Annotated in this window: 23 protein-coding genes; 13 read left to right on the forward strand and 10 right to left on the reverse strand. The window is 66.3% G+C overall.

The window, feature by feature from the left end; translation table 11 throughout:
- Window positions 1-23 precede the first annotated feature (23 nt).
- Together CLG85_RS16430 and CLG85_RS16435 are read right to left on the reverse strand one after the other, a co-directional pair.
- Window positions 24-1,064: a substrate-binding domain-containing protein gene (locus CLG85_RS16430; RefSeq protein ID WP_095883747.1), complete on the reverse strand. Its 1,041-nt coding sequence runs from the start codon at window positions 1,062-1,064 to the stop codon at window positions 24-26.
- Window positions 1,065-1,226: 162 nt separating this feature from the next.
- A complete protein-coding gene (locus CLG85_RS16435) occupies window positions 1,227-1,673 on the reverse strand; it encodes a hypothetical protein (RefSeq protein ID WP_260349620.1) in 447 nt (148 codons plus the stop codon).
- A gap of 16 nt (window positions 1,674-1,689) precedes the next feature.
- Here CLG85_RS16435 and CLG85_RS16440 point away from each other — a divergent pair, with 16 nt between their 5' ends.
- Window positions 1,690-1,995 (forward strand): hypothetical protein, encoded by a 306-nt coding sequence (locus CLG85_RS16440; protein WP_260349622.1) that lies wholly within the window; start codon window positions 1,690-1,692, stop codon window positions 1,993-1,995.
- Here the strand turns inward: CLG85_RS16440 and CLG85_RS16445 are convergent.
- The gene (locus CLG85_RS16445) at window positions 1,992-3,056 is read right to left on the reverse strand and encodes an ATP-binding protein (RefSeq protein WP_260349624.1); all 1,065 of its coding nucleotides are present in this window, start codon (window positions 3,054-3,056) and stop codon (window positions 1,992-1,994) included. The two genes, CLG85_RS16440 and CLG85_RS16445, sit on opposite strands and share 4 nt — an antisense overlap.
- Entirely contained in the window at window positions 3,056-4,237 is a 1,182-nt protein-coding gene (locus CLG85_RS16450) for a trans-sulfuration enzyme family protein (RefSeq protein WP_095882242.1), read from the reverse strand. The genes CLG85_RS16445 and CLG85_RS16450 overlap by 1 nt, the downstream gene beginning before the upstream one ends.
- Before the next feature lie 313 nt (window positions 4,238-4,550).
- On the opposite strand from CLG85_RS16450, the gene CLG85_RS16455 reads away from it, so the two are divergent.
- Window positions 4,551-5,060 (forward strand): hypothetical protein, encoded by a 510-nt coding sequence (locus CLG85_RS16455; RefSeq protein ID WP_224847160.1) that lies wholly within the window; start codon window positions 4,551-4,553, stop codon window positions 5,058-5,060.
- Between the two features lie 18 nt (window positions 5,061-5,078).
- Here the strand turns inward: CLG85_RS16455 and CLG85_RS16460 are convergent, their stop codons facing one another.
- From CLG85_RS16460 to CLG85_RS16470, 3 genes are read right to left on the reverse strand one after another with little or no spacing between them, the layout of a single operon-like run.
- Complete coding sequence (locus tag CLG85_RS16460) at window positions 5,079-5,600, reverse strand: gamma carbonic anhydrase family protein (RefSeq protein WP_095882241.1); 522 nt, start codon at window positions 5,598-5,600, stop codon at window positions 5,079-5,081.
- Window positions 5,597-6,241 (reverse strand): guanylate kinase, encoded by a 645-nt coding sequence (gene gmk / locus CLG85_RS16465; protein WP_095882240.1) that lies wholly within the window; start codon window positions 6,239-6,241, stop codon window positions 5,597-5,599. The genes CLG85_RS16460 and gmk overlap by 4 nt, the downstream gene beginning before the upstream one ends.
- A 7-nt stretch (window positions 6,242-6,248) precedes the next feature.
- A complete protein-coding gene (locus CLG85_RS16470; RefSeq protein ID WP_235865389.1) occupies window positions 6,249-7,127 on the reverse strand; it encodes a YicC/YloC family endoribonuclease in 879 nt (292 codons plus the stop codon).
- Window positions 7,128-7,418: 291 nt separating this feature from the next.
- Between CLG85_RS16470 and CLG85_RS16475 the strand changes: the two genes are divergently transcribed.
- Window positions 7,419-8,117 (forward strand): PAS domain-containing protein, encoded by a 699-nt coding sequence (locus CLG85_RS16475; RefSeq protein WP_260349627.1) that lies wholly within the window; start codon window positions 7,419-7,421, stop codon window positions 8,115-8,117.
- 124 nt (window positions 8,118-8,241) lie between these two features.
- On the opposite strand, the gene CLG85_RS16480 is transcribed toward CLG85_RS16475, so the two are convergent.
- Complete coding sequence (locus tag CLG85_RS16480; protein ID WP_224847149.1) at window positions 8,242-9,156, reverse strand: UTP--glucose-1-phosphate uridylyltransferase; 915 nt, start codon at window positions 9,154-9,156, stop codon at window positions 8,242-8,244.
- 449 nt (window positions 9,157-9,605) lie between these two features.
- On the opposite strand from CLG85_RS16480, the gene CLG85_RS16485 reads away from it, so the two are divergent.
- From CLG85_RS16485 to ggpS, 3 genes are read left to right on the forward strand one after another with little or no spacing between them, the layout of a single operon-like run.
- Complete coding sequence (locus CLG85_RS16485; RefSeq protein WP_235865387.1) at window positions 9,606-10,727, forward strand: NAD(P)H-dependent glycerol-3-phosphate dehydrogenase; 1,122 nt, start codon at window positions 9,606-9,608, stop codon at window positions 10,725-10,727.
- Window positions 10,724-11,500: an HAD-IIB family hydrolase gene (locus tag CLG85_RS16490; protein WP_095882236.1), complete on the forward strand. Its 777-nt coding sequence runs from the start codon at window positions 10,724-10,726 to the stop codon at window positions 11,498-11,500. The genes CLG85_RS16485 and CLG85_RS16490 overlap by 4 nt, the downstream gene beginning before the upstream one ends.
- Before the next feature lie 3 nt (window positions 11,501-11,503).
- The gene (gene ggpS / locus CLG85_RS16495; RefSeq protein ID WP_095882235.1) at window positions 11,504-13,021 is read left to right on the forward strand and encodes a glucosylglycerol-phosphate synthase; all 1,518 of its coding nucleotides are present in this window, start codon (window positions 11,504-11,506) and stop codon (window positions 13,019-13,021) included.
- An 80-nt stretch (window positions 13,022-13,101) separates the two neighbouring features.
- Here the strand turns inward: ggpS and CLG85_RS16500 are convergent, their stop codons facing one another.
- Entirely contained in the window at window positions 13,102-13,542 is a 441-nt protein-coding gene (locus tag CLG85_RS16500) for a DUF4174 domain-containing protein (RefSeq protein ID WP_095882234.1), read from the reverse strand.
- Window positions 13,543-13,713: 171 nt separating this feature from the next.
- A complete protein-coding gene (locus CLG85_RS16505) occupies window positions 13,714-15,084 on the reverse strand; it encodes a class II 3-deoxy-7-phosphoheptulonate synthase (RefSeq protein WP_095882233.1) in 1,371 nt (456 codons plus the stop codon).
- Window positions 15,085-15,346: 262 nt separating this feature from the next.
- On the opposite strand from CLG85_RS16505, the gene CLG85_RS16510 reads away from it, so the two are divergent.
- The 7 genes from CLG85_RS16510 to CLG85_RS16540 all read left to right on the forward strand — a co-directional run bounded on the left by CLG85_RS16510 (window position 15,347) and on the right by CLG85_RS16540 (window position 22,287).
- Window positions 15,347-16,348 (forward strand): GlxA family transcriptional regulator, encoded by a 1,002-nt coding sequence (locus CLG85_RS16510; protein ID WP_095882232.1) that lies wholly within the window; start codon window positions 15,347-15,349, stop codon window positions 16,346-16,348.
- A gap of 204 nt (window positions 16,349-16,552) precedes the next feature.
- Window positions 16,553-17,737 (forward strand): ABC transporter substrate-binding protein, encoded by a 1,185-nt coding sequence (locus tag CLG85_RS16515; protein WP_095882231.1) that lies wholly within the window; start codon window positions 16,553-16,555, stop codon window positions 17,735-17,737.
- A gap of 127 nt (window positions 17,738-17,864) precedes the next feature.
- Window positions 17,865-18,647: an ABC transporter ATP-binding protein gene (locus tag CLG85_RS16520; protein ID WP_092421277.1), complete on the forward strand. Its 783-nt coding sequence runs from the start codon at window positions 17,865-17,867 to the stop codon at window positions 18,645-18,647.
- A gap of 101 nt (window positions 18,648-18,748) precedes the next feature.
- Entirely contained in the window at window positions 18,749-19,573 is an 825-nt protein-coding gene (locus tag CLG85_RS16525; protein WP_224847136.1) for an ABC transporter ATP-binding protein, read from the forward strand.
- Complete coding sequence (locus CLG85_RS16530) at window positions 19,566-19,988, forward strand: hypothetical protein (RefSeq protein WP_260349630.1); 423 nt, start codon at window positions 19,566-19,568, stop codon at window positions 19,986-19,988. The genes CLG85_RS16525 and CLG85_RS16530 overlap by 8 nt, the downstream gene beginning before the upstream one ends.
- Entirely contained in the window at window positions 19,988-20,998 is a 1,011-nt protein-coding gene (locus CLG85_RS16535) for a branched-chain amino acid ABC transporter permease (RefSeq protein WP_224847133.1), read from the forward strand. The genes CLG85_RS16530 and CLG85_RS16535 overlap by 1 nt, the downstream gene beginning before the upstream one ends.
- Window positions 20,995-22,287, forward strand: coding sequence for a branched-chain amino acid ABC transporter permease (locus CLG85_RS16540; protein ID WP_095880460.1), 1,293 nt, complete (start codon window positions 20,995-20,997; stop codon window positions 22,285-22,287). The genes CLG85_RS16535 and CLG85_RS16540 overlap by 4 nt, the downstream gene beginning before the upstream one ends.
- Window positions 22,288-22,461: the final 174 nt, after the last annotated feature.

Consider the following 22,461-nt stretch of genomic DNA (forward strand, 5'->3'; position numbering starts at 1 on the left):
CCGGACATTGGACCTGCGTCCAATTACATGCTTTCGCCCATGGTCACTTCGTCGGCAACCTTGGCTTGGGTGTCGGCCAGCTCGGGGTCGGACACGAGGCCGTAGTTGGAGAGCGGGCCATCGGGGCCGGCGATTTCGTCGGCGACGAAGAACTCGGCGAACTCCTTCAGGCCGGGGATGACGCCGATGTGGGCCTTCTTGATGTAGAAGTACAGCGGACGCGACACCGGGTAGTCGCCCGCGGCGATGGTTTCGGTCGAGGGCTCGACGCCGGACATGGTCGCGACCTTGAGCTTGTCGGTGTTGTTCTCGTAGAATGCCAGGCCGAAGACGCCGACACCGTTCGAGTTGCTGTCGATGCGGGCGAGGGTCTCGGTGTAGTCGCCATCGATGTCGACCGACTTGCCGTCGGTGCGGACCGAGATGCAGGCGGCTTCGGCGTCGTCTTCCGACATGCCCGAAGCGACCATGGCTTCCAGCGCGCCGGTGGCTTCGCAGCCAGCCGCCAGCACCTTTTCTTCGAAAACTTCGCGGGTGCCGTGCTTGGTGCCCGGGATAAAGGCCGCGATCTCGACGTCCGGCAGATCGGCGTTGAACTCGGACCACTTGGTGTAGGGGTTGTCGACCAGCTCGCCGTCTTTCACGACTTTCGGTGCGAGCGCGTTGTACCAGTCGGCCGGCTCGAAGGCGGTGAACTCGGGGCCGGTCTTCTGCGAGGCGAAGACGATGCCGTCATAGCCGATGCGCACTTCGATGATGTCGGTCACGCCGGCGTCGGCGCAGGCCTTGATCTCTTTGTCCTTGATCGCGCGCGAGGCGTTCGCGATGTCGATGGTGTTCTCGCCAACGCCTTCGCAGAAGCGCTTCAGGCCAGCCGAGGAGCCGCCCGATTCCACGACGGGGGTCGGGAAGTCGAAGTTCTCGCCGAAGGCTTCGGCGACGATCGAGGCGTAGGGCAGCACGGTCGACGAGCCGGCAACCTGCACGTTGTCACGTGCGGCAGCAGCGGTGGCCGAAGCAGCGGCGAGCGCGAGTGCCGAAACGGCGAGTTTCACGGATTGCATAGGAATGCTCCTGTTGGGTCAGATACAGCCCCCCGGTCGGGGACCTCGAGGCGGTGCCTAGGCGTCGTGCGCAATGCTTTTGTGACATCTGCGTAACAATTTCATGACAGCGTGCGTTAAGCTGCATTTCAAGCCTCGAGGCACTCCACTTTGGTGCGAAGTTTAACTCCGTAACACCACCCGAAGTGTAGCCTCTGCCTGCGGATCGCCGCTTTTTACAGCGAGGGTTTTGACTGCATGACTTTGACACAACGTGATTTTTTGCAAAAGGCTGGCGAGCGGTCGGTGATTTGGCTGGATCCATCGACCGTCGCGATGACCTGCGGCAGTAAATGGCCGGTCGGAAAGAGGCGCCTGCGCAAACTCTCCAAAGTCCTGCCCGCGCCGGTCGTCGCGCTGTTCCGGCCGGCGATCAAGCGCCGCGAACCCTTCGTGATTCCCGGCGGTGTCTTTGCGCCGCCGAAGCCGATTGCCGAGACCCCGCGCTACCAGCGGGTCGCCGATGTCCTCGCGCACCGGAGCGACGTTGCTCAGAGCGCGTGGCGCCGCGAACTTCTCGGTGAGCTCGCCGAACAGGGCATCGCCCGTCACAAGCAGATCGAGATGCACAGCGCGGCCGAGGTGGATGCATTTTTTCGCCGGATACGTTCTGCCGCTGATCGACAGTCTCGAGCGCGACGGCTACCGCGCCGAAGTCGAGCCCGGAGGCTATGTCAGCACCGCGGTGATCGGCCCCCTCGGCGAGGTCATCAAGACCGGATCCGGCAACCACAGGTTCTGCATCGCCCGGGCGCTCGGACTGCCGCGCTTTCCGCTGAAAGTGGTCGGCGCGCACGAGGCCTGGGTGGCGCGGGCGCTGGGGCGCGACACCTCGGCCGAGGCGATCGTCGCCGCCCTCGCGGCACTGCCGGGCGCAAGCCCGTCCGCCTAACCCTCTTCGCCGCGGGGCGGCGCGGCGCGCAGCGGCAGGATCACCCGGAAGGTACTGCCCTTGCCGGGGGTGCTTTCGATGCGCAGCCGGCCACGGTGGCGGTTGACGATGTGCTTGACGATCGCCAGCCCGAGCCCCGTGCCGCCCATCTCGCGCGAGCGGTGGCTGTCGACGCGGTAGAAGCGCTCGGTCAGCCGCGGGATGTGCAGCGGATCGAAGCCGGGACCGGTGTCGATCACCTCGACCTCGACGCCATCGGCGCGCAGCCTGGGGTGATAGGCCGGGGCCGAGAGCCGCAATGTCACCTGCGCCCCCTTCCCCGAGTATTTCACCGCGTTCTCGACGAGGTTCACGAAGACCTGCCGGAGCTGGTCCGGGTCTCCGGCGATCTCGAGCGGCGCCTCCGGCAGCTCGGGGATCAGCGTCACCCCCGCCTCTGCTGCCACTGGCGCGAGGCCGCTGAGGACAGAATTCAGAAGGTCGGGCAGATCGACGGGCTGGGTGGGGCGCACACGCTCCTCGGCCTCGAGCCGGCTCAGCGACAGCAGATCGCCGACAAGGCGCTCCATCCGCCCGGCCTCGTTGCCCATGATCTCGAGGAAACGCTCGCGGGCGGCGGCATCCTCGCGCGCCGGGCCGCGCAGGGTCTCGATGAAGCCCAGAAGCGCGGTGAGCGGCGTGCGCAGCTCATGGCTGACGTTGGCGACAAAGTCGCGGCGCATCTGCCCGGCCTGCTCCATCTGCGTCACGTCGGAGAAGGTCAGCAGCACGCCCGGCCCCTTGGACAGCGCCACGGCGCGGCAGGACACATCGAAGGCCGTGTCCTGCCGCCCGTTGCTTGTCAGGTAGCGTGTCTTGCGCGGCGCACCGTCGCGCAGCGTGCCCTCAATCGCATCGAGCAGCACCGGCTGGCGCAGAACGGTGATGAAGTGGCGTTCCACGAGACCATCCCCCAAAAGGGCGACGGCCTCGGCATTGGCGGCGTCGATCCGCTCGTCCCAGCGGATGAGCACCGCCGGGAGAGGCATGGCTGCGATCAGATCGCGCGCCTCGGCATGCATCAGAGCGCGCTCGCGGCCCTGAGCCCGGCCTCGAAGACCTCGAGCAGGGCCTCGGGCTCCTCGAGGCCGACCGACACGCGGAAGAAGCCTTCGGAGATGCCGAGCGCGGCCCGGCCCTCGGGCGTCAGTGCACGGTGCGACGAGGAGGCCGGGTGCGAGAGCGTGGTCCCCACGTCGCCCAGCGTCGGGGCAAAGGCGATGCCCTGTGCCGCCTCGGTGAAGGCATTGGCCGCGGCGCGACCGCCCTCGAGCTCGAAGCTCAGCATGTTGCCGGGGTTGCCGCGCAGCACCGATTGCGCGCGCGCGGCATCGGGGTGATCGGCGCGGCCCGGGTAGAGCACCCGCTTCACGCCGGGCTTTCCGGTGAGGAAATCCGACAGGCGCTGCGCCGTCTCCTGGCTCTGGCGGAAGCGCATCGAAAAGGTCATGAGTCCGCGTTCGGCCAGCCAGCAGTCGAAGGGGCTGGCGGTCAGACCCGCGGTCACCGCGAAGACGCGGATGCGCTGGTTCACTTCGGGGTCCTTGGCGGCGACCCAGCCCAGCGTCACGTCGGCATGGCCGGCAAGCAGCTTGGTCACAGAGTGGATCACGATGTCCGCGCCGCGCTCGACCGGCTTGATCGCCGCGGGCGTGGTAAAGGTGTTGTCCACAGCCAGCAGCACGCCCTTCTCCTTGCAGAGCGCCGCGATGCCATCGAGATCGGCAATGCGCAGCGTCGGGTTCGACACCAGCTCGATCAGCACCAGCTTGGTCTCGGGGCGGATCGCGGCGGCAAAGGCGGCGATGTCGGTCGGATCGGCCAGCGAGGTCTGGATGCCCATGCGCGGCAGGTCCTCGGCCATCATCCGCAGCGAGCGACCGTAAAGCTGGTCAGCCCCCAGCACGTGATCGCCGGCGCTGAGCAGCCCGAGAAGGACCGCCGAGACCGAGGCCATGCCCGAGCCCATGACGATGCCGCCGGTCATGCCCTCGAGCGCATCGATGCGCTGCGCAAGCATGTCGGCATTGGGGTGACCTTCGCGCGCGTAGGTATACCCCGAGGTGACGCCATTGTACTGATCGTCGAGCGAATCCGGGCTGTCAGAAGCGTAAACCACCGCCGGCATGATCGGCGTGACAACCGCCGCGGAGACCGAGCCGGGAACGGGGATTGGGCGGATGAGCGTCTTGCGGGTATCCATGTGGCCTCCATATTTCGGCCACAGCCTTTGCACACCGCCCCTGTCAGGACAAGAGCGAGATTTTCGGCGAATTTCCGCCCAACACACCCAGTGAACAAAACCACGGGACCACCCGATTTTCCGCAACAAATCCCTCGGTTCACCCTCCCAAGTGGCGACAGAGGCTGAATTTTTCTACCATTGTCCACTGTCGCCCGCTTTACACTCGTGTAAGGAGAAGTTTGCAAAAATTTGGGTTGCTTTTTGCCCAATTGTTAACACATCCTAAAGGTGTAGGTGGGGGCACCTACAACCCACAGGAGCGTCGATAGAGATGCAGAACGATCCTCTCGATGTACGCTGTAGTGAGTGCGGCAAGGCTGCTCAGTTCTTCGAGCCTTTCCGGTTTACCTGTGTCGTACGGCTGCCTGAAGTTCCGGAGAACTCCCACGTCTGGGGCCGTGTCATCGTAGAAGAACTTTTTCCCGAGCAGTTCAGCTGGGAACAACCCGCCTGCGACAAGCCGAAATTCCTGCAACCGGGTGAGACCGGCGAAGGCTATCGGCTGAACGAGCGCGGGATGGTCTGGTGCAAGGCCTGCAAGACCTTCGAGGCCGCCACCATCTCCTGGCCGGAAGACGCCTTCTGGAAGCTGAACGTCAAGGGTCACGAGCTGGTCGCACGCAATCGCGAGCACGCCGAACAGATCCTCGGGTTCCTGCAGGAAACCCAGCGCGCCCCAAACCGGAAGCCCGCCCTGCGCGGCATCCCGACCGCCCTGCTCACCCGCCGGCTTCAGCAGGAAGTCAGCAGCAGGCTGGAGCGTGCGCTGGCCACCGCGTGACGGCCAGCGACAGTCTTGTCAGATTGCAGAAAGCCCGGCGCGGAAGCGTCGGGCATTTTGCTGGTAGCCCTTCGCCGACTTGCGCAGCCCCTCGATAGCGGCCTCGTCGAGTTGACGCACCACCTTGCCGGGCACGCCCATCACCAGGCTGCCGTCGGGGATTTCCTTGCCCTCGGGGATCAGCGCGCCCGCGCCGATCAGGCAATTGCGACCGATCTTCGCACCGTTGAGGATCGTTGCCCCCATGCCGACCAGGGAGTTCTCGCCGATGGTGCAGCCGTGCAGCATCGCCTTGTGGCCGATGGTGCAACCCGCGCCGATGGTCAGCGGATAGCCCATGTCGGTGTGGCACACGACGTTTTCCTGTATGTTCGAGCCAGCGCACACCCGGATTTCCTCGTTGTCGCCGCGCAGGGTGCAGCCGAACCAGACCGAGCTGCCCTCCTCCAGGACGATCCGGCCGATCAGATTGGCATCCGGCGCCACCCAGGCGCTCTCGTGCAGCTCGGGGGCGACGCCATCCAGAGCATAGAGGGTCATTGATCGCCCTCCTCGAATTCCGCCTGCAGCGCGCGCACGTGGTTGAGCAGCCCCGGCTGCTGGGTGCGGCGCAGGCGTGTCGCGGTGATGATGCTCTTGAGCTGCGCCTCGGTCTGATCGAGATCCTCGTTCACCAGCACGAAATCATAAGACCCCCAGTGCGAGATCTCGTCCCAGCTCTTCTGCATCCGGCGGTCGATGACGTCCGCGCCGTCCTGGCCACGCGCCTCGAGACGGCGCTTCAGCTCGGCGATCGACGGCGGCAACAGGAAGATCGACAGCGTGTGCAGACCCAGCTCGGAGTTGGTGATCTGCTGCGCGCCCTGCCAGTCGATGTCGAAGAGCACGTCCTGCCCGTCGATGATCGCGTCACGTACCGGGCCCTTGGGAGAGCCGTAGAAATTGCCGAAGACATGCGCGTGCTCGAGCATGTCGCCATGAGACACTGCCTTCTTGAACTCGCCTTCGGTCATGAAGTGATAGTCATCGCCTTCAACCTCGCCGGGCCGCGCGTCGCGGGTGGTCGCCGAGACCGAGAAGATGATCGACGGGTCCCAGGCGCGCAGCCGCTTTGCCAAGGTCGATTTGCCCGCGCCCGAGGGCGAGGAGAGGATGATCAGGAGGCCGCGCCGTCCGTTCATGTTGGTCTTACTCCACGTTCTGCACTTGCTCGCGCATCTGGTCGATGACCGTCTTGAGGGTCAGGCCGATCTGCGTCAAGGCGGCGGAGCCGGATTTCGAGCAGAGCGTGTTCGCCTCGCGGTTGAATTCCTGCATCAGGAAGTCCAGCCGGCGGCCCACCGCCCCCTCGGCGGCCAAAAGCTCGCGCGCCGCGCCTATGTGGGCCGTCAGCCGATCGAGTTCCTCGGTGACGTCGGATTTCACCGCGATCAGCGCCAGTTCCTGTGTCAGACGGGCCTCGTCCATGCCATGGGCCGGATCCATGACGCGCGCGATCTGGGTTCGCAGCCGCTCGGACTGCTCGTCCTTGCGCGCCTCGACTGCCACCGCGGCCTGCGCGACCAGCGCCTCGATCTCATCAAGTTGCGAGGTCAGGATCTCGGCCAGCGCCGCGCCCTCGTGGCGGCGCATCTCGCCAAATTCCGCCAGCGCCTCGCCGAAGGCCACCATCAGATCGTCCCGGAGCGGTCCGACATCCGCCGGCGTGGCATTGCTGCTCAGCACGCCCCGCAAGGCGACGATCTGCGCCGACGTCGAGGGCGAGAGCACAAGCCCCTGCCCCGCGGCCGCCCCTTCGATCCGAGCCATGGCAGAGAGAATGCGCGTCAGCACCGCCTCGTCGAGCTCGGCCGCGCCATCCTCGCCGCCGCCCTGCACCCGCAGCGAGATCTGCACGTTGCCGCGCGTCAGCGCCTTCTGCGCGGCGCTGCGCACCAGCGGCTCGAGCCCCTCGATCCAGTCCGGCAGGCGCAGCCGCAGTTCCAGCCCCTTGCCATTGACCCCGCGCAGCTCCCAGCCCCAGCGCAGCCCCGCCGTCTCGCCGCTGCGCGATGCAAAACCGGTCATCGATTGCCGCATTTCAGCCCCTTTCGAAAATCCACCCCGGGCAAATTCAACCGCCCGCTTTTCAACCGCCTAACCGTCCGGCGGCGCGCTGTCCACCCGGCAGCTCAAAGCGAGCGTTAACCCTTCAGTCACAATTGGGGCGAAAACCGGTCGCATTTGAGGTAACTTCGTCTTCAATGCGGGTAAGACTGTTTCGGGGGATACAGCCGGGCCGCGCGGATGTTACGATTGGAGTACGCGAGATGTTCGGACTGGGTGGCAGTGGCGAAGGTGTGGTATCGATGACGGAGCGTGAACAGGAGCGGCGCCTCGCCCCCCCTGCGGCAGATCGAGGCCTATTGGCGGGGTCTGCTGGGCGATGACGGCCAAGTCCCCCTGCGCAGCCAGATCGACCCGCGCAGCATCGAGGAGGCGCTTGAGTACGCTTTCCTCGGCGAGCGCATCGCGCCGATGCTGGCCAAGGTCCGCGTTGCCGGCACCCACCTCAACGAGCTCATGGGGCTCGACATGGGCGGCATGCCGCTCTCGACTCTCATTGCCCCCGAGGACCGCGAGCAGCTTGGCGCCGCGGTAAGCAAGCTGTTCTCCGACGGGCTGGTGATCCGGCTGCATCTCGTCGCCGAGGAAGGCTTCGGCAAGGGCCGGCTGACCGGCGACATGCTGCTGCTGCCGCTGCGCTCTGACCTCGGCGATCTGAGCCGCATGATCGGCGCGCTTGTGACCCATGGGCGCATCGGTCGCACACCGCGCCGGTTCCGCATCGAAAGCATCTCGATGCACGCGCCGGCCCAGGGCGAGGCCATCCGCAGCCCCGCGCTCTCGGACGATCCCAATCCTGCCCCGCGACCCGTCTACAAGCCGGCGCTCAAGCCCACCGACCCACTTCGCGGCCTCTCCGAAGGCGCCACCCCTTTCCGCGGGGCGCCGACGAAGGACGCGCAGCGCAAGCGTCCGCCCTACCTGCGGCTCGTCATTTCCAACGACGACTGAGCCGGCGCCCGGCCTTGTGCCCCCGCACAGGGCCCCCGTGAATGAAGACCCTATGAAAAAGGCGCGGCACCCGTCGGGGCCGCGCCTTGTCACTTGTTCACCCACTTTCCCTGAACGCCTGCCGCTATTCCGCAGCGATCGGCAGCGGCTGCATTTCCTGCAGCACCGGGTGGAATTCCTTCTGCGTGCCGGCATAGGCCAGCGTTGCGCGCAGCATCCCCGCCTTCGAGCCGCAATCGAAGCGATCGCCCGAGAAGCGGAAGCCACAGAGTCCGACCTTCCCTGCGCCGAGAGCAATGGCATCGGTCAGCTGGATCTCCCCGCCGAGGCCCGCCGGAAGACCGTCCAGATCGGCGAAGATCGACTCGTCGAGCACGTAGCGGCCAACCACCGCCTGCAGCGACGGCGCTTTCTCCGCCTCGGGCTTCTCGACCATGCCGGACGCGCGCAGCATCTGGCCATCTGCCTCGCCCTCGGGGACAAGCACGCCATAGGCCGAGACCTCGTCACGCTTGACTTCCATGGTTGCGACCATGTGGCCCGGCGCGCTGGTCTCATAGGCCGCGATCATTTCCGACAGGCAGCCCGGCTCGCCGATGATCAGGTCGTCGGGCAGGATCACCGCGACCGGACCCGGCAGCGCATGCTCGGCAGCGCAGAGCACCGCGTGGCCAAGACCCAGCGGCTCGGGCTGCATGACGAAGAAGACCTGCTCCTCGTCGGGATTGATGGCCGCCTTGTGGAGCGTGTCGGCGATCTGGTGCTTGCCGCGCTCGCGCAGCGTGGCGCAGAGGTCGTGGTCCTGATGCACGTAGCGCTCGATGGCGCTCTTGCTGGGGTGCGACACGAAGATCATGCGCTCAATCCCGGCAGCGCGCGCCTCGTCGATGGCGAACTGCAGCAGCGGCTTGTCGAGCACCGGCAGCAGCTCTTTGGGCGTGGCCTTGGTCGCGGGCAGGAAACGCGTGCCGAGGCCGGCAACGGGGAAGATCGCAGTACGGACTTTGGACTTGCTGCTCTTCATCTCGGGCGTGCTCACGTCGTGGTCTCCTTTCGACAGCCTGATCGAGGCCGATGGAATATGGGCCGCATCTTCGCCCGGGCGCCGGAGGCGCATCCGCTGCGTTGCGGCGAATAGGTAAGAGCGTATGGCCATTTTTGCTCAGGTCAAATCCAGGCACTCGCACGTGAGCGGCGGACCGCCCAAGCCATTGTATTTGCGTAGGTGATGAGAACGCGCAAAGGGCTAATCTGGTTCCATGCCTAAAATTTAATCACAACCGGAAGGGGAAAACATCCCTTTGCCGACAGGGGTTTGGCTGAAATTCATCTCGCAACTGCAGAAAAAACCCGCGCCCGGCGGTGGCCATCGGGGAACAATCCCCTATTGTCAGCGTTATCACGCAAACAAAGACGGAGAGAGCCCTCAGGGCCGTCAACGGTGCCAATTTAGGCAGCGGCCCCACATGTGTCATGGACGGACAGAGCATGCAAACCCCGCCCGCGCAGCCACGCAGCCTCACCGGCCCGCGCCGCGCCACGCCCTACTCCCGCCTCACGGTGATCGGCATGGGGAGCTGGGGGACTGCCCTCGCTGCCACTGCAGCCCGCGCCGGGTGCGAGACCCGGATATGGGGACGCCGACCTGATCTCGCCCGCGCCATGGCCGAGACCGGCGAGAACCCCGACCACCTGCCCGGGATCAAACTACCCGCTACGCTCCGGCCCACGTCGGACTTGCGCGAGGCGCTCGACGGCGCCGAGGCGGTTCTGCTGGTCACCCCCTCCCACACGCTGCGCGACGTTGCCCGCTCGATGCGGGACTATCTCCCGGCCGGCATCCCGCTGGCGCTTTGCTGCAAGGGCATCGAACGCGGCACCGGCTACCTGCTGAGCCATGTGGTCGAGGAGGAGCTTCCCGGCCATCCGGTCGGCGCACTTTCCGGTCCGACCTTTGCCACCGAGACCGCGCTCGGCCATCCGACCGCCGCCACTGTGGCCTTCACCTTCAGCCATCACGATCGCATTGAGCCGGAAAAGGCTCCCGCCGCCCGGCTGGCGCTGACCATGCAGACCGAGGCTTTCCGCCCCTATGTTTCCGACGATCTGGTCGGTGTCGAGGTCGGCGGCGCGGTGAAGAACGTTATCGCCATCGCCTGTGGGATGATGACCGGCGCCGGCTTCGCCGAGAACACCCGTGCCGCGCTGATCACCCGCGGAATGGACGAGATGAAGTTCCTCGCCGAGGCGCTAGGCGGACGTCGCGAGACGGTGACCGGCCTTTCCGGGGCCGGCGATCTGACGCTCACCTGCTCGTCGACCACCTCGCGCAACATGGCGCTCGGCACCCAGCTCGGGCGCGGACTGTCCCGCGACGAATGCTTCGACGGCAAGCCGGTGGTGGTCGAAGGAGAAATCAACGCGATCTCTGTGGTCGACCTTGCGCGGCGCCTCGGCGTCAGCATGCCGATCTGCGAGGCGGTGCATGCCGTCCTGCACGAGGGCGCGCCGCTCACCGCCACGTTCCAGCAACTCTGGGCCGCCCCGATCGAGGGCGAGCCCCGCGCGCTCGATCTATTCCTGCATCCCCACGAAGGAGACCCCGCATGAGCCTCGATACCACGAAGGCCCGAGACATCGCCACCTGCCGCTTCGTGCTGGCCACCGATCTCGACGGAACCTTCCTCGGGGGCTCCGATGCGGACCGGGGAACGCTTTACAACTGGATCGAAGCTAACCGCGACACCGTGGGGCTGATCTTCGTCACCGGCCGCGACCCGCGCTTCATCCGCGAGCTCTGCGAAGGCGGCGTGCCCTGGCCCGAGTTTGTCGTCGGCGATGTCGGCACCACCATCGCCGAGGTCGTGGACAGCGAGATCCATCCCATCGAGCCGCTCGAGGAAGAGATCGCCGCGACCTGGGGAAACGCCGGGGACAGCGTCCGCGCCGCGCTTCATGGCCATCCCGGCCTCTCGCTGCAGCCCACGGACTTCCGCTACCGCGTGAGCTACGATCTCGACGCCGATGCCTATGACGGCGCAGCCCACGACAAGGTGCGCGAAATGGGACATGACCCGCTCGTTTCGGACAACCGCTATTTCGACGTGCTGCCGCGCGGCGTCTCCAAGGGGCCGTCGCTGCGCCGCCTCGTGTCGCACCTGAAGATCGAGGAACGCCGGGTGCTGGCCGCGGGCGACACGCTGAACGATCTGTCGATGCTGCAATGCGGCCTGCCCGCCGTTGCCGTCGGCGGCGCCGAAACGGCGCTTCTCAAGGAGGTGAACGACCTGCCCCATGTCCACAAGGCCGAGCGCATCGGCGCCGCGGGCATCCTCGAGGCAATCCGCACCTTCCAAATGCACGACCTTCCGAAAGGAGCCTGACCCATGCCCAGTGATCTGGTCATCGTCTACCACCGCCAGCCTTACGAAGAGGTCGAGGTGGATGGAAAGATCGAATACCGCGAGAACAAGAGCCCGAACGGCATCGTCCCCACGCTGAAGAGCTTCTTCGGCTCGGTGGACAAGGCTGCCTGGGTCGCGTGGAAGGAGGCCGTGGATCCCTCGAACCCCGGCTTCGACCGCGTCGTCGAGATCGAGGACAGCTTCGGCAAGTACACCGTCTCGCGCCTGCCGCTTACCGCCGAGCAGGTGCGCAGCTTCTATCACATCACCTCGAAGGAGGCCTTCTGGCCGATCCTCCACGGCTTCAAGGAGAAGTACAACTACGACCCGGTGGACTGGCCGACTTTCCGCGCGGTGAACTGGGCCTTCGCCGAGGCGGCCGCGGCAGAGGCGGCGCATGGCGCGTCGGTCTGGGTGCACGACTACAACCTGTGGCTGGTGCCGGGCTACCTGCGCCAGATGCGTCCCGACCTGCGCATCTCCTTCTACCACCACACGCCCTTCCCTGCCGCTGACATGTTCAACGTGTTGCCCTGGCGCGGCGAGATCATCGACTCGCTCCTGGCCGCCGATGTGGTGGGTTTCCATATCCCGCGCTACGCCTCGAACTTCCTCAGCTGCGTGCGCAGCCTGCGCGACGTCGGCCAGGTACCGCGCGACAAGGTGGCCGAGGACATGATGTCCGAAGGCTCGGCCTTGTCCGACCGCACCGTGCCGACCGAAATCCATCTCGAGAGCGGCCACGTGGTGCATCTGGGCGTGACCCCGGTGGGGGTCGACGTGGACTACATCAAGGGGCTCGCTGCCACCGAGGATACCGACAAACTTGCCACCCGCTTCCGCTCGGAGATCGGCGACGGCAAGCTGCTGCTCTCGGTCGGACGCACTGATTACACCAAGGGCGGCGCCGACCAGCTCCTGGCCTTCGAGCGCCTGCTGGAACGCCGCCCCGAACTGCGCGGCCAGGTCCGCCTGTTGCATGTCTCGGTTCCGGCCAACCGCAACATGACCGTCTACGAGCCGATCCAGAAGGAGCTCGAGGAGATCGCCGGCCGGATCAACGGCCGCTTCGGCAGCTTCACCTTCCAGCCCTGCGCGTTGATCTCGCGCGCCATCCCCTTCGTCGAGTTGGTGGCCTGGTACCAGGTGGCCGACGTTGCCTGGATCACGCCGCTGGCAGACGGGATGAACCTCGTGTGCAAGGAATACGTGGCCTCGCGCAAGGATGGCGACGGCGTGCTGGTGCTCTCGGAATTCGCCGGCGCGGCAGTCGAACTGGGGGCCGCGGTGCTCACCAACCCCTGGTCGACCCGCGCCATGGATTTCGCCATCGACCTCGCGCTCGACATGCCCGAGGAGGAGCGCCGTGCCCGCATGACCCTCCTGCGCGCTGCAGTCGAGAAGCGCGACACCCGGCACTGGGCCTCGGACCAGCTGTCGTTGCTCTCGCCCGAGGACTTCGGCAAGAGGGCGAAAAAGGGCAAGATCGAAGCCGCCTGAGCGCCACCACGCATCACGCGAACGCCCCGCCATGACATCCATGGCGGGGCGTTCGCGTCACGGTCAAGGCGCGCTGGCCGTCAGTCCATCATCTCCCGCTGGCGCATCGGCATCTGGTCGATCACGGCGAAAAGCTGAGCGGGTGCCAGCACCGTATCCTCCTCGAGCTTCACACCGCCGTCCTTGCCGACGAGCACCAGCTTGAACCCGCCGGGGGAGAAGGCCTGCCGGATCGGACCGGGGTTGCGCGGTTCGAGATCGCTGAGCACGACGATGTCGCGGGCGCGCAGCTCTTCCTCGGCGTCGCGAAAAAGGGCCATCTGCCGCTCGTAGCTGTCGTCCCCCGCCGCCGGGGCAAAGAGGAGCACCGGGCGCGCCGACCAGCGGAGCTCGCCAAGGTCGCGCTGCTCGGCCGGCAGCGGGCGGAAGATATCCTGCTCGCCCGCAGCAAAGACCGGAGTGGCAAAGCTGGCAACGGCGGCAAGGCCGAAGCTCGTCAGCGGGATCGGGCGTCGTAGCATCTGCGGTCTCCGTGTCGGTGTCCATGTCCTTCACGAAACCTACGCGCCAGCGCAGGGTTTGGTTCTCTGCCAGTTCCGCGAGCGGCGGAGCCCCGCCGGCGCGATCCGAGGCACCCAAAAGAAAAGAGCGGACCCCCGGGCCCGCCCTTTCTTGATTTCATCCGGAATGGATCAGGCCGAGGCCACATCCCCCTGGGTCTCGCGCATCGCGGTCAGTTCCTGCGCGACGAGGAAGGCCAGCTCCAGCGACTGCGAGGCATTGAGGCGCGGATCGCAGGCGGTGTGGTAGCGGTCCGAGAGATTCTCGTCGGAGACGGCATAGAGCCCGCCGGTGCATTCGGTCACGTCCTGGCCGGTCATCTCGAAATGCACACCACCGGGCACGGTGCCCTCTTCGCGGTGCACTGCGAAGAACTCGCGCACTTCGCTCAGCACCGACTCGAAGGGCCGGGTCTTGTAGCCCGAGGCCGACTTGACGGTGTTGCCGTGCATCGGATCGCAGGTCCAGAGCACCTTGGCGCCCATGTCCTTGACCGTTTTGATCAGCCGCGGCAGGTGATCACCCACCTTGCCCGCGCCGAAGCGCGCGATCAGCGTCAGCCGGCCGGCCTCGTTCTCGGGGTTCAGCTTCTCGATCAGAACCTTGAGATCCTCGGTGGTCATCGAGGGGCCGCACTTCAAGCCGATCGGGTTCAGCACGCCGCGGGCGAACTCGACATGCGCGCCGTCGGGCTGACGAGTGCGGTCGCCGATCCAGACCATGTGGCCCGAGCCCGCGAGCCACTTGCCCGAGGTCGAGTCGACCCGGGTCAGCGCCTCTTCGTATTCCAGCAACAGCGCCTCGTGGCTGGTGTAGAAGTTCACCTGGTGCAGCGCCGCCGAGCGCGAGCTGTCGATGCCCGCCGCCTTGATGAAGTCGAGCGTATCCGACAGGCGGTTGGCCATCTCGCGGTAGCGCGTGGCCTTCTCGCCCTCGACGAAGCCGAGCGTCCAGGAATGCACCTGGTGCACGTCGGCGTAACCGCCGGTCGAAAAGGCGCGCAGCAGGTTCAGCGTGGCGGCGGCCTGGGTGTAGGCCTGCAGCATCTTCTGCGGGTTCGGCTGACGCGCTTCGGGGGTGAAGGCCAGCTCGTTGATGATGTCGCCGCGGAAGCTCGGCAGCTCGACGCCGTTCACCGTCTCGGTGGGCGCGGAGCGGGGCTTGGCGAACTGGCCGGCCATCCGGCCAACCTTCACCACCGGCACCTTGGCGCCGTAGGTCAGCACCATCGCCATCTGCAGCATCACCTTGAAGGTGTCGCGGATGGAGTTGGCGGAAAACTGGTCAAATGCCTCGGCGCAATCCCCGCCCTGCAGCAGGAAGGCCTCGCCGCGCGACGCCTTGCCGAGCTCTTCTCGGAGCCGTCTTGCCTCGCCTGCAAAAACCAGCGGCGGATACTTTGCAAGCTGTGCCTCGACTGCGTTCAGCTCTGCCTGGTCCTGATAGTCCGGCATCTGAATCCGCGGCTTTGCTCTCCAGCTCGATTTGCTCCACTCGGTCATGGCTCTCTCCCAGCGACACTCCGTTAGCGTAAACGTCTTGGTAAAAACGTCCTGTGGCTATACCGAAGAGGCGGACTCAAAGCCATAGGAAAAAGCTCCCGATCTGCCTTCGCGGAAAGCCCCTCTGGATGCGCAGGAAAAAAGCACTTCGGGATACAGGTTAAGTCACAAAAACGACATCTCTTGACGCTGCTTGGCTTTCCTGCCCATGTGGCGCTCGCCCGCCCCCCCGCGCGGCGGGTGCCCAGCAAGGATTTGCGCGATGTCCGACCAGCGAGTGCCCGCCGCACCAGCCAGCGCCCCGAAGCCGCGCCGCTTCGTTTTTGTCCTGCTGCAGGAATTCACCCTTCTGAGCTTCTCGGCCGCCATCGAGACCCTGCGGATCGCCAACCGCATGGCCGGGCAGACGCTTTACGACTGGCGCCTCACCGGGTCCGAGGGCGACAGCGTGCGCTGCTCGGCGGGGGTCGAGTTCCGGCTCGACTGCGAACTGCCCGAGCTCAGCCGAGACGACACCATCATGGTCTGCGGCGGCATCGATGTGCATCTGGCCACCACGCGCAAACTGCTGGGATGGCTGCGCCGCGAGGCCCGGCGCTGCCAGGCGGTGGGCGGGCTCTGCACCGCGAGCTGGACGCTGGCCAAGGCCGGTCTGCTCGACGGCAAGCGCGCGACCATCCACTGGGAGAACCACGACGGTTTCTCCGAGGAGTTCGAGGCGGTCGAACTGTCGAAGCGAATCTACGTGATTGACGGCAACCGGATGACCGCTGCGGGCGGCACCGCCTCGATCGACCTCATGCTGAAGATCATCGCCGACGATCATGGCTCGGAGCTGGCAAACGCGGTTGCGGACCAGCTGATCTACAGCTCGATCCGCACCGACCAGGACACCCAGCGGCTGTCGGTGCCCACCCGCATCGGCGTGCGCCACCCCAAGCTCAGCCAGGTCATCCACCGGATGGAGGCCAACATCGAAGAGCCGATCAGCCCAGCCGTGCTGGCCAAGGAGGTGGGCATGTCGACCCGCCAGCTCGAGCGGCTGTTCCGCCGCTACCTCAACCGCTCGCCCAAGCGCTATTACATGGAGCTGCGCCTTCAGAAGGCGCGCAACCTGCTGATGCAGACCGACATGAGCGTGATCAACGTGGCGCTGGCCTGCGGCTTCGCCAGCCCCTCGCATTTCTCCAAGTGCTACCGCGCGCATTACCAGACCACGCCCTATCGCGAGCGCGGCACGTCCGGCACCCGCGCCGAGGAGTGAAGCCGCGCGCCCTCCCCGGCCCTGGATACGCACAGGCGGGAGAGTTTACTCACCGAGCGGCAGCGCGCGCTCGCGCATTCCGCTGAGGCACGCGAATTGACGTTACTGGAGCGTAACTTTGCTGCGCTGAACGCCCTTTTCTTTTGCAAAAGGCCCGCATAGGCTCCCGACTTAATAACAAGTAACCAACTCGGGAGATACCACATGAAGAAGTGGCTTCTGGCCTCTGCGCTTCCGCTTGTCACCGCCGGTGCGGCCTATGCAGATGAGGCCAAGATCGGCGTCATCCTCGGCTTTACCGGTCCGATCGAATCCCTGACGCCCTCGATGGCGGGGAGCGCCGAACTGGCGCTGGCGGAAATCAACGAGAGCGGCAACTTCCTCGAGAACGTGACGCTGGTTCCGGTCCGCGCCGACTCCACCTGCATCGACAGCGCCGCCGCCACCGCCGCGGCAGAGCGCCTGGTGACCACCGATGGCGTCGTCGCCATCATGGGTGCCGACTGCTCGGGCGTGACCGGCGCAGTCCTGTCGAACGTCGCCGTGCCGAACGGCGTGCCGATGATCTCGCCCTCGGCGACCTCGCCGGCGCTCTCGGCAGCCGAAGACAACGGCCTGTTCTTCCGCACCTCCCCCTCGGACGCCCGTCAGGGCGAGGTGCTTGCCGGCATCCTCGGTGAGCGCGGCATCTCCTCGGTGGCGGTGACCTACACCAACAACGACTACGGCAAGGGCTTCGCCGATGCCTTCGAGGCGGCCTTCAAGGACGCGGGCGGCGAAATCACGCTCGCGGCCCCGCATGAAGACGGCAAGGCGGACTACTCGGCCGAAGTCGGCGCCCTGGCCTCGGCCGGCGGCGACGCGCTGGTGGTGCTGGGCTACTCGGACCAGGGCGGCAAGGGCATGATCCAGGCCTCGCTCGACACCGGTGCCTTCGACACCTTCGCGCTGGGTGACGGCATGTATTCCGACGCGCTGCTGGCCGACCTCGGCAGCGACATCGACGGCTCCTTCGGCTCGGTGCCGTGGGCCGAAGGTGAAGGCGCCGAGAAGTTCAAGGCCGTGGCGGAAGCCGCCGGCGTGAACTCCGAAAGCTCCTACACCCGCGAGAGCTACGACGCTGCGGCACTGATCGCGCTGGCCATGGCCAAGGGCGGCGAGCCCTCCTCGGCCGCGGTTGCCGCGAACATCCTCGACGTGGCCAACGCACCCGGCGAGCCGATCCTGCCGGGCGAGCTTGGCAAGGCGCTCGAGGTCCTCAAGGCGGGCGGCGACATCGACTACGTCGGTGCGACCAACGTCGAGTTGATCGGGCCGGGCGAAGCCGCCGGCACCTACCGCTACTACGAGATCAAGGACGGCGCCTTCGAGACCGTCTCGTTCAAGTAACGGACAGACCACAGCGCCCGGGGCGAAAGCTCCGGGCGCTTCTCAACGCAAGGGCGCGGAAGAACACGCGCTGCGAAGAAACAAGCAAAAACACGGGCAAGAAACGGGCCCGCTGGGGAAACAAGATTTGATCCGCGTCGAAAACCTTCACCGCCATTTCGGCGGTTTTCGTGCCGTTGACGGGGCCAGCCTGGAGATCGCCAAGGGCTCGATCACCGGGCTCGTCGGTCCGAACGGCGCCGGCAAGACCACGCTGTTCAACGTCGTCGCCGGGGCGCTCGCGCCCACCTCGGGCCGAGTGCTCATGGATGGCGAGGACGTGAGCGGGCTGCCGCCGCACGAGCTCTTCCACAAGGGGCTGCTGCGCACTTTCCAGATCGCGCATGAGTTCAGCTCGATGAGCTGCCGCGAGAACCTGATGATGGTGCCGGGCAGCCAGTCGGGCGAAAGCCTGTGGAACGCCATATTCGGCCGCGGCCGCATCGCCCAGGAAGAGGCCGCTCTGCTGAAGAAGGCCGACGAGGTGCTCGACTTCCTGACCATCTCGCACCTCAAGGACGAGAAGGCCGGCAACCTCTCGGGCGGGCAGAAGAAGCTGCTCGAGCTCGGCCGCACGATGATGGTCGACGCCAAGATCGTCTTCCTCGACGAGGTCGGCGCGGGGGTGAACCGCACGCTGCTGAACACCATCGGCGACGCCATCCTGCGGCTCAACCAGGAGCGCGGCTACACCTTCTGCATGATCGAGCACGACATGGATTTCATCGGCCGCCTGTGCGACCCGGTCATCGTCATGGCCGAGGGCAAGGTGCTGGCCGAGGGCACGGTCGAGGAGATCAAGTCGAACGAGGCGGTGATCGAGGCCTATCTCGGCACCGGGCTGAAGAACAAGGAGATGATCGGCGGATGATCTGCTTGCTGAGGAAAGCGGGGGGGCGCTGCCCCCACCGCGCTGCGCGCGGCTCCCCCGGGATATTTTGGCCTAGAAGAAAGACACGAGGGGAGCGCGGCATGAGTGGCGAGACCTACGGCGATCGCGGCAACAAGGACCGCTCGATCACCAACCCTGCGGGCATGGGCACCGCCATGCCGGTGAAACCCGGCGGGCACGCGCATCCCGCGCCGGGCGGGCCCTTCCTCATCGGCGAGGCGATGACCGGCGGCTATGGCAAGGGCGCGGACATCCTGCATGGCTGCACCATCGCCGTCGAGCGCGGCGAGATCGCCGTCATCGTCGGCCCGAACGGCGCCGGCAAGTCCACCGCCATGAAGGCGGTCTTCGGCATGCTCGATTTGCGCTCGGGCTCGGTGCGACTGGATGGCGAGGACATCACTGCGCTGTCGCCGCAGGACCGGGTGAAGCGCGGCATGGGCTTTGTGCCGCAGGTGCGCAACATCTTCCCCTCGATGACGGTGGAAGAGAACCTCGAGATGGGCGCCTTCATCCGCAAGGATGATTTCCGCCAGACCATGGAGCAGGTCTACACGCTCTTCCCGATCCTTCGCGACAAGCGCAAGCAGGCCGCGGGCGAGCTCTCGGGCGGGCAGCGTCAGCAGGTGGCCGTGGGCCGCGCGCTGATGACCAGGCCCAAGGTGCTGATGCTCGACGAGCCGACCGCGGGCGTCTCGCCCATCGTCATGGACGAGCTCTTCGACCGTATCCTCGAGGTGGCGCGGACCGGCATCCCTATCCTGATGGTCGAGCAGAATGCCCGGCAGGCGCTGGAGATTGCCGACAAGGGCTACGTCCTGGTGCAGGGTGGCAATGCCTTCACCGGCACCGGCAAGGAGCTGCTGGCCGATCCCGACGTGCGGCGGAGCTTCCTCGGTGGCTGATCTGCGGGACCTGATGACAGGCGCGGCGCTTGGCGGGGCACTTTCCCTCGCGGCGCTGCCCGCCGCAGCGGAAGGCGCGCGGACCTCACTCGAGTGCGATCACGTCACCGCCTGCTCCGAGGCGGGGACTTGCGCCGCGGCGAATGGCCGGGTGAGCTTCGTGCTGGCGCCGGTCGATACTGACGCCACCGGCGCGGGCGCCTACGAGCTTTCCGTCGACGGCGGTGCTTCGATGCCGGCGCAGGCGATGAGCTTTGCCGGCCCTTTCCTCTGGGCCCCGGCGCTCGGCGCCCGCGAGACGCTGACCTTCACCAGTGAAACCTCCGCGCTCTGGCTGCGCCAGACCATCGAGAGCGGCACCGGCGCGCCGCCCTCTGCGGATATCGACTTTCTGACCTGCAGGATCCTGCCCTGATGGACTTCCTCAACGCATTCGTGGCCCTGGCCAATTTCGTCATCGTCCCGGCCCTCGCCTACGGCAGCCAGCTGGCGCTCGGCGCGCTCGGCGTGACGCTGATCTACGCAATCCTGCGTTTCTCCAACTTCGCCCATGGCGACACCATGGCCTGGGGCACCATGTGCGCCGTGCTGGCCACCTGGGGCCTGCAGGCCGCCGGTGTGAGCCTCGGGCCGCTTCCGACCGCCCTGCTCGCCATCCCCGTGGGCATTGCCGGGGCCGCCGTGCTGGTGCTGGCGACCGACCGCGTGGTCTATCGCTTCTACCGCGCGCAGAAGGCCAAGCCGGTGATCCTGGTGATCGTCTCGATGGGCATCATGTTCGTCTACAACGGGCTGACCCGCTTCGTCATCGGGCCCGACGACCAGAACTTCGCCGACGGCGAGCGCTTCCTGATCTCGGCCCGCGACTTCAAGGCGATGACCGGGCTCGACGAAGGGCTGGCGATCAAGACCACCCAGGCGCTGACCGTGGTGGTGGCGCTGATCACCGTCTCGCTGCTGTTCTGGTTCCTCAACCGCACCCGAACCGGCAAGTCGATGCGCGCCTATTCCGACAACGAGGATCTGGCGCTGCTCTCGGGCATCAACCCCGAGCGCGTGGTGACCGTGACTTGGCTGATCGTGGCGGCGCTGGCGACCATCGCCGGCGTGCTCTACGGGCTCGACAAGAGCTTCAAGCCCTTCACCTACTTCCAGCTGCTGCTGCCGATCTTCGCGGCGGCCATTGTCGGCGGCATCGGCAATCCGCTCGGCGCCATCGCCGGCGGCTTCGTCATCGCCTTCTCCGAGGTCGGCATCACCTACGCCTGGAAGAAGTTCCTGACCTATTTCCTGCCGGAGAGCATGGCGCCCGACGGGCTCGTGCAGCTGCTTTCCACTGACTACAAATTCGCGGTCAGCTTCGTGATCCTGGTGATCGTGCTGCTGTTCCGCCCGACCGGACTGTTCAAGGGGCAGACCATATGACCCGCACCATTGGTCTCTTCGCGCTGGTTGCAGCGCTGATCCTCGGCACCGGCTTCCTGCAGAGCTGGAACTCGGCGCTGATCATCCTCAACATGGGCCTCGTGAGCGCGATCATGGCGCTCGGGGTGAACCTGCAATGGGGCCTTGCCGGGCTCTTCAACGTCGGCGTCATGGGCTTTGTCGCCGTCGGCGGTCTGGCCGTGGTCCTGGTCTCGATGGCGCCGGTCCCCGAGGCCTGGGACGCCGGCGGGCCGCGCGTCATCGGCGCCATCCTCTTCGGCATCGCCGTTGTCGTTGCGGCCGTGCTGGCCTGGAAGAAGCTCGGCACCGGTGTGCGCGGCTGGGCCGTGGCGGCGATCACCCTGGTGGGCTTCTTCCTCTACCGTGCGCTGCTCGACCCGGCGGTCGATGCCATCGAGGCGGTGAACCCCGCAGCCACTGGCTATCTTGGCGGTCTTGGCCTGCCGGTGCTGCTGGCCTGGCCGGTGGGCGGCGTTATGGCGGCGGGCGTCGCCTGGGCGATCGGCAAGACCGCGCTCGGTTTGCGCTCGGATTACCTGGCCATCGCGACGCTTGGCATCGCCGAGATCATCATCGCGGTGCTGAAGAACGAGGACTGGCTGGCGCGCGGCGTGAAGAACGTCATCGGCCTGCCCCGCCCCGTTCCCTACGAGATCGACCTGCAGGCCGATCCGGGCTTCGTCGAAACGGCCGGGTCTTTGGGCCTCGACGCCACCACCGCATCGACCCTGGCGGTGAAGCTCGGCTACTCGCTGCTCTTCACCGCGGTTCTGGTGGTGCTGCTGATCCTTGCCCAGCTGGCGCTGAAGTCGCCCTGGGGCCGGATGATGCGCGCCATCCGCGACAACGAGACCGCCGCCGAGGCCATGGGCAAGGACGTCACGCGCCGCCACCTGCAGATCTTCGTGCTCGGCTGCGCGCTCTGCGGCATGGCGGGGGCGATGATGACCACGCTCGACGGCCAGCTCACCCCCGGAACCTACCAGCCGCTGCGCTACACCTTCCTGGTCTGGGTGATGGTGATCGTCGGCGGTTCGGGCAACAACCTCGGCGCGGTGCTCGGCGGGTTCCTGATCTGGTTCCTCTGGGTGCAGGTCGAGCCGATGGGCCAGTTCGCGATGAACCTGATCACCTCGGGCATGTCCGAGGGCTCGGCGGTCAAGGCGCACCTTCAGGACAGCGTGCAGCACATGCGGTTGCTCACCATGGGGGTGATCCTGCTTCTGGTGCTGCGCTTCGCGCCGCGCGGTCTGCTCCCTGAAAAATGAGGCCCGACGCTGACCCCGCCCCTGGCGGGGTCAGCAACCTTTGGCCGAGAGCTGCCCGGGCTGCGCGGGCTTTGGCCGAACGGACAGCGTGTCGCAGCCTAATGCTATGGTAATCTGCCAGTCTCATCTTAGGTGGACGTCACCGGCGACGAACCTGTCCCGCCACCAGCCCCC

Source organism: Alloyangia mangrovi, from assembly GCF_002300555.2.
GTDB classification, from domain to species: Bacteria; Pseudomonadota; Alphaproteobacteria; order Rhodobacterales; family Rhodobacteraceae; genus Salipiger; species Salipiger mangrovi.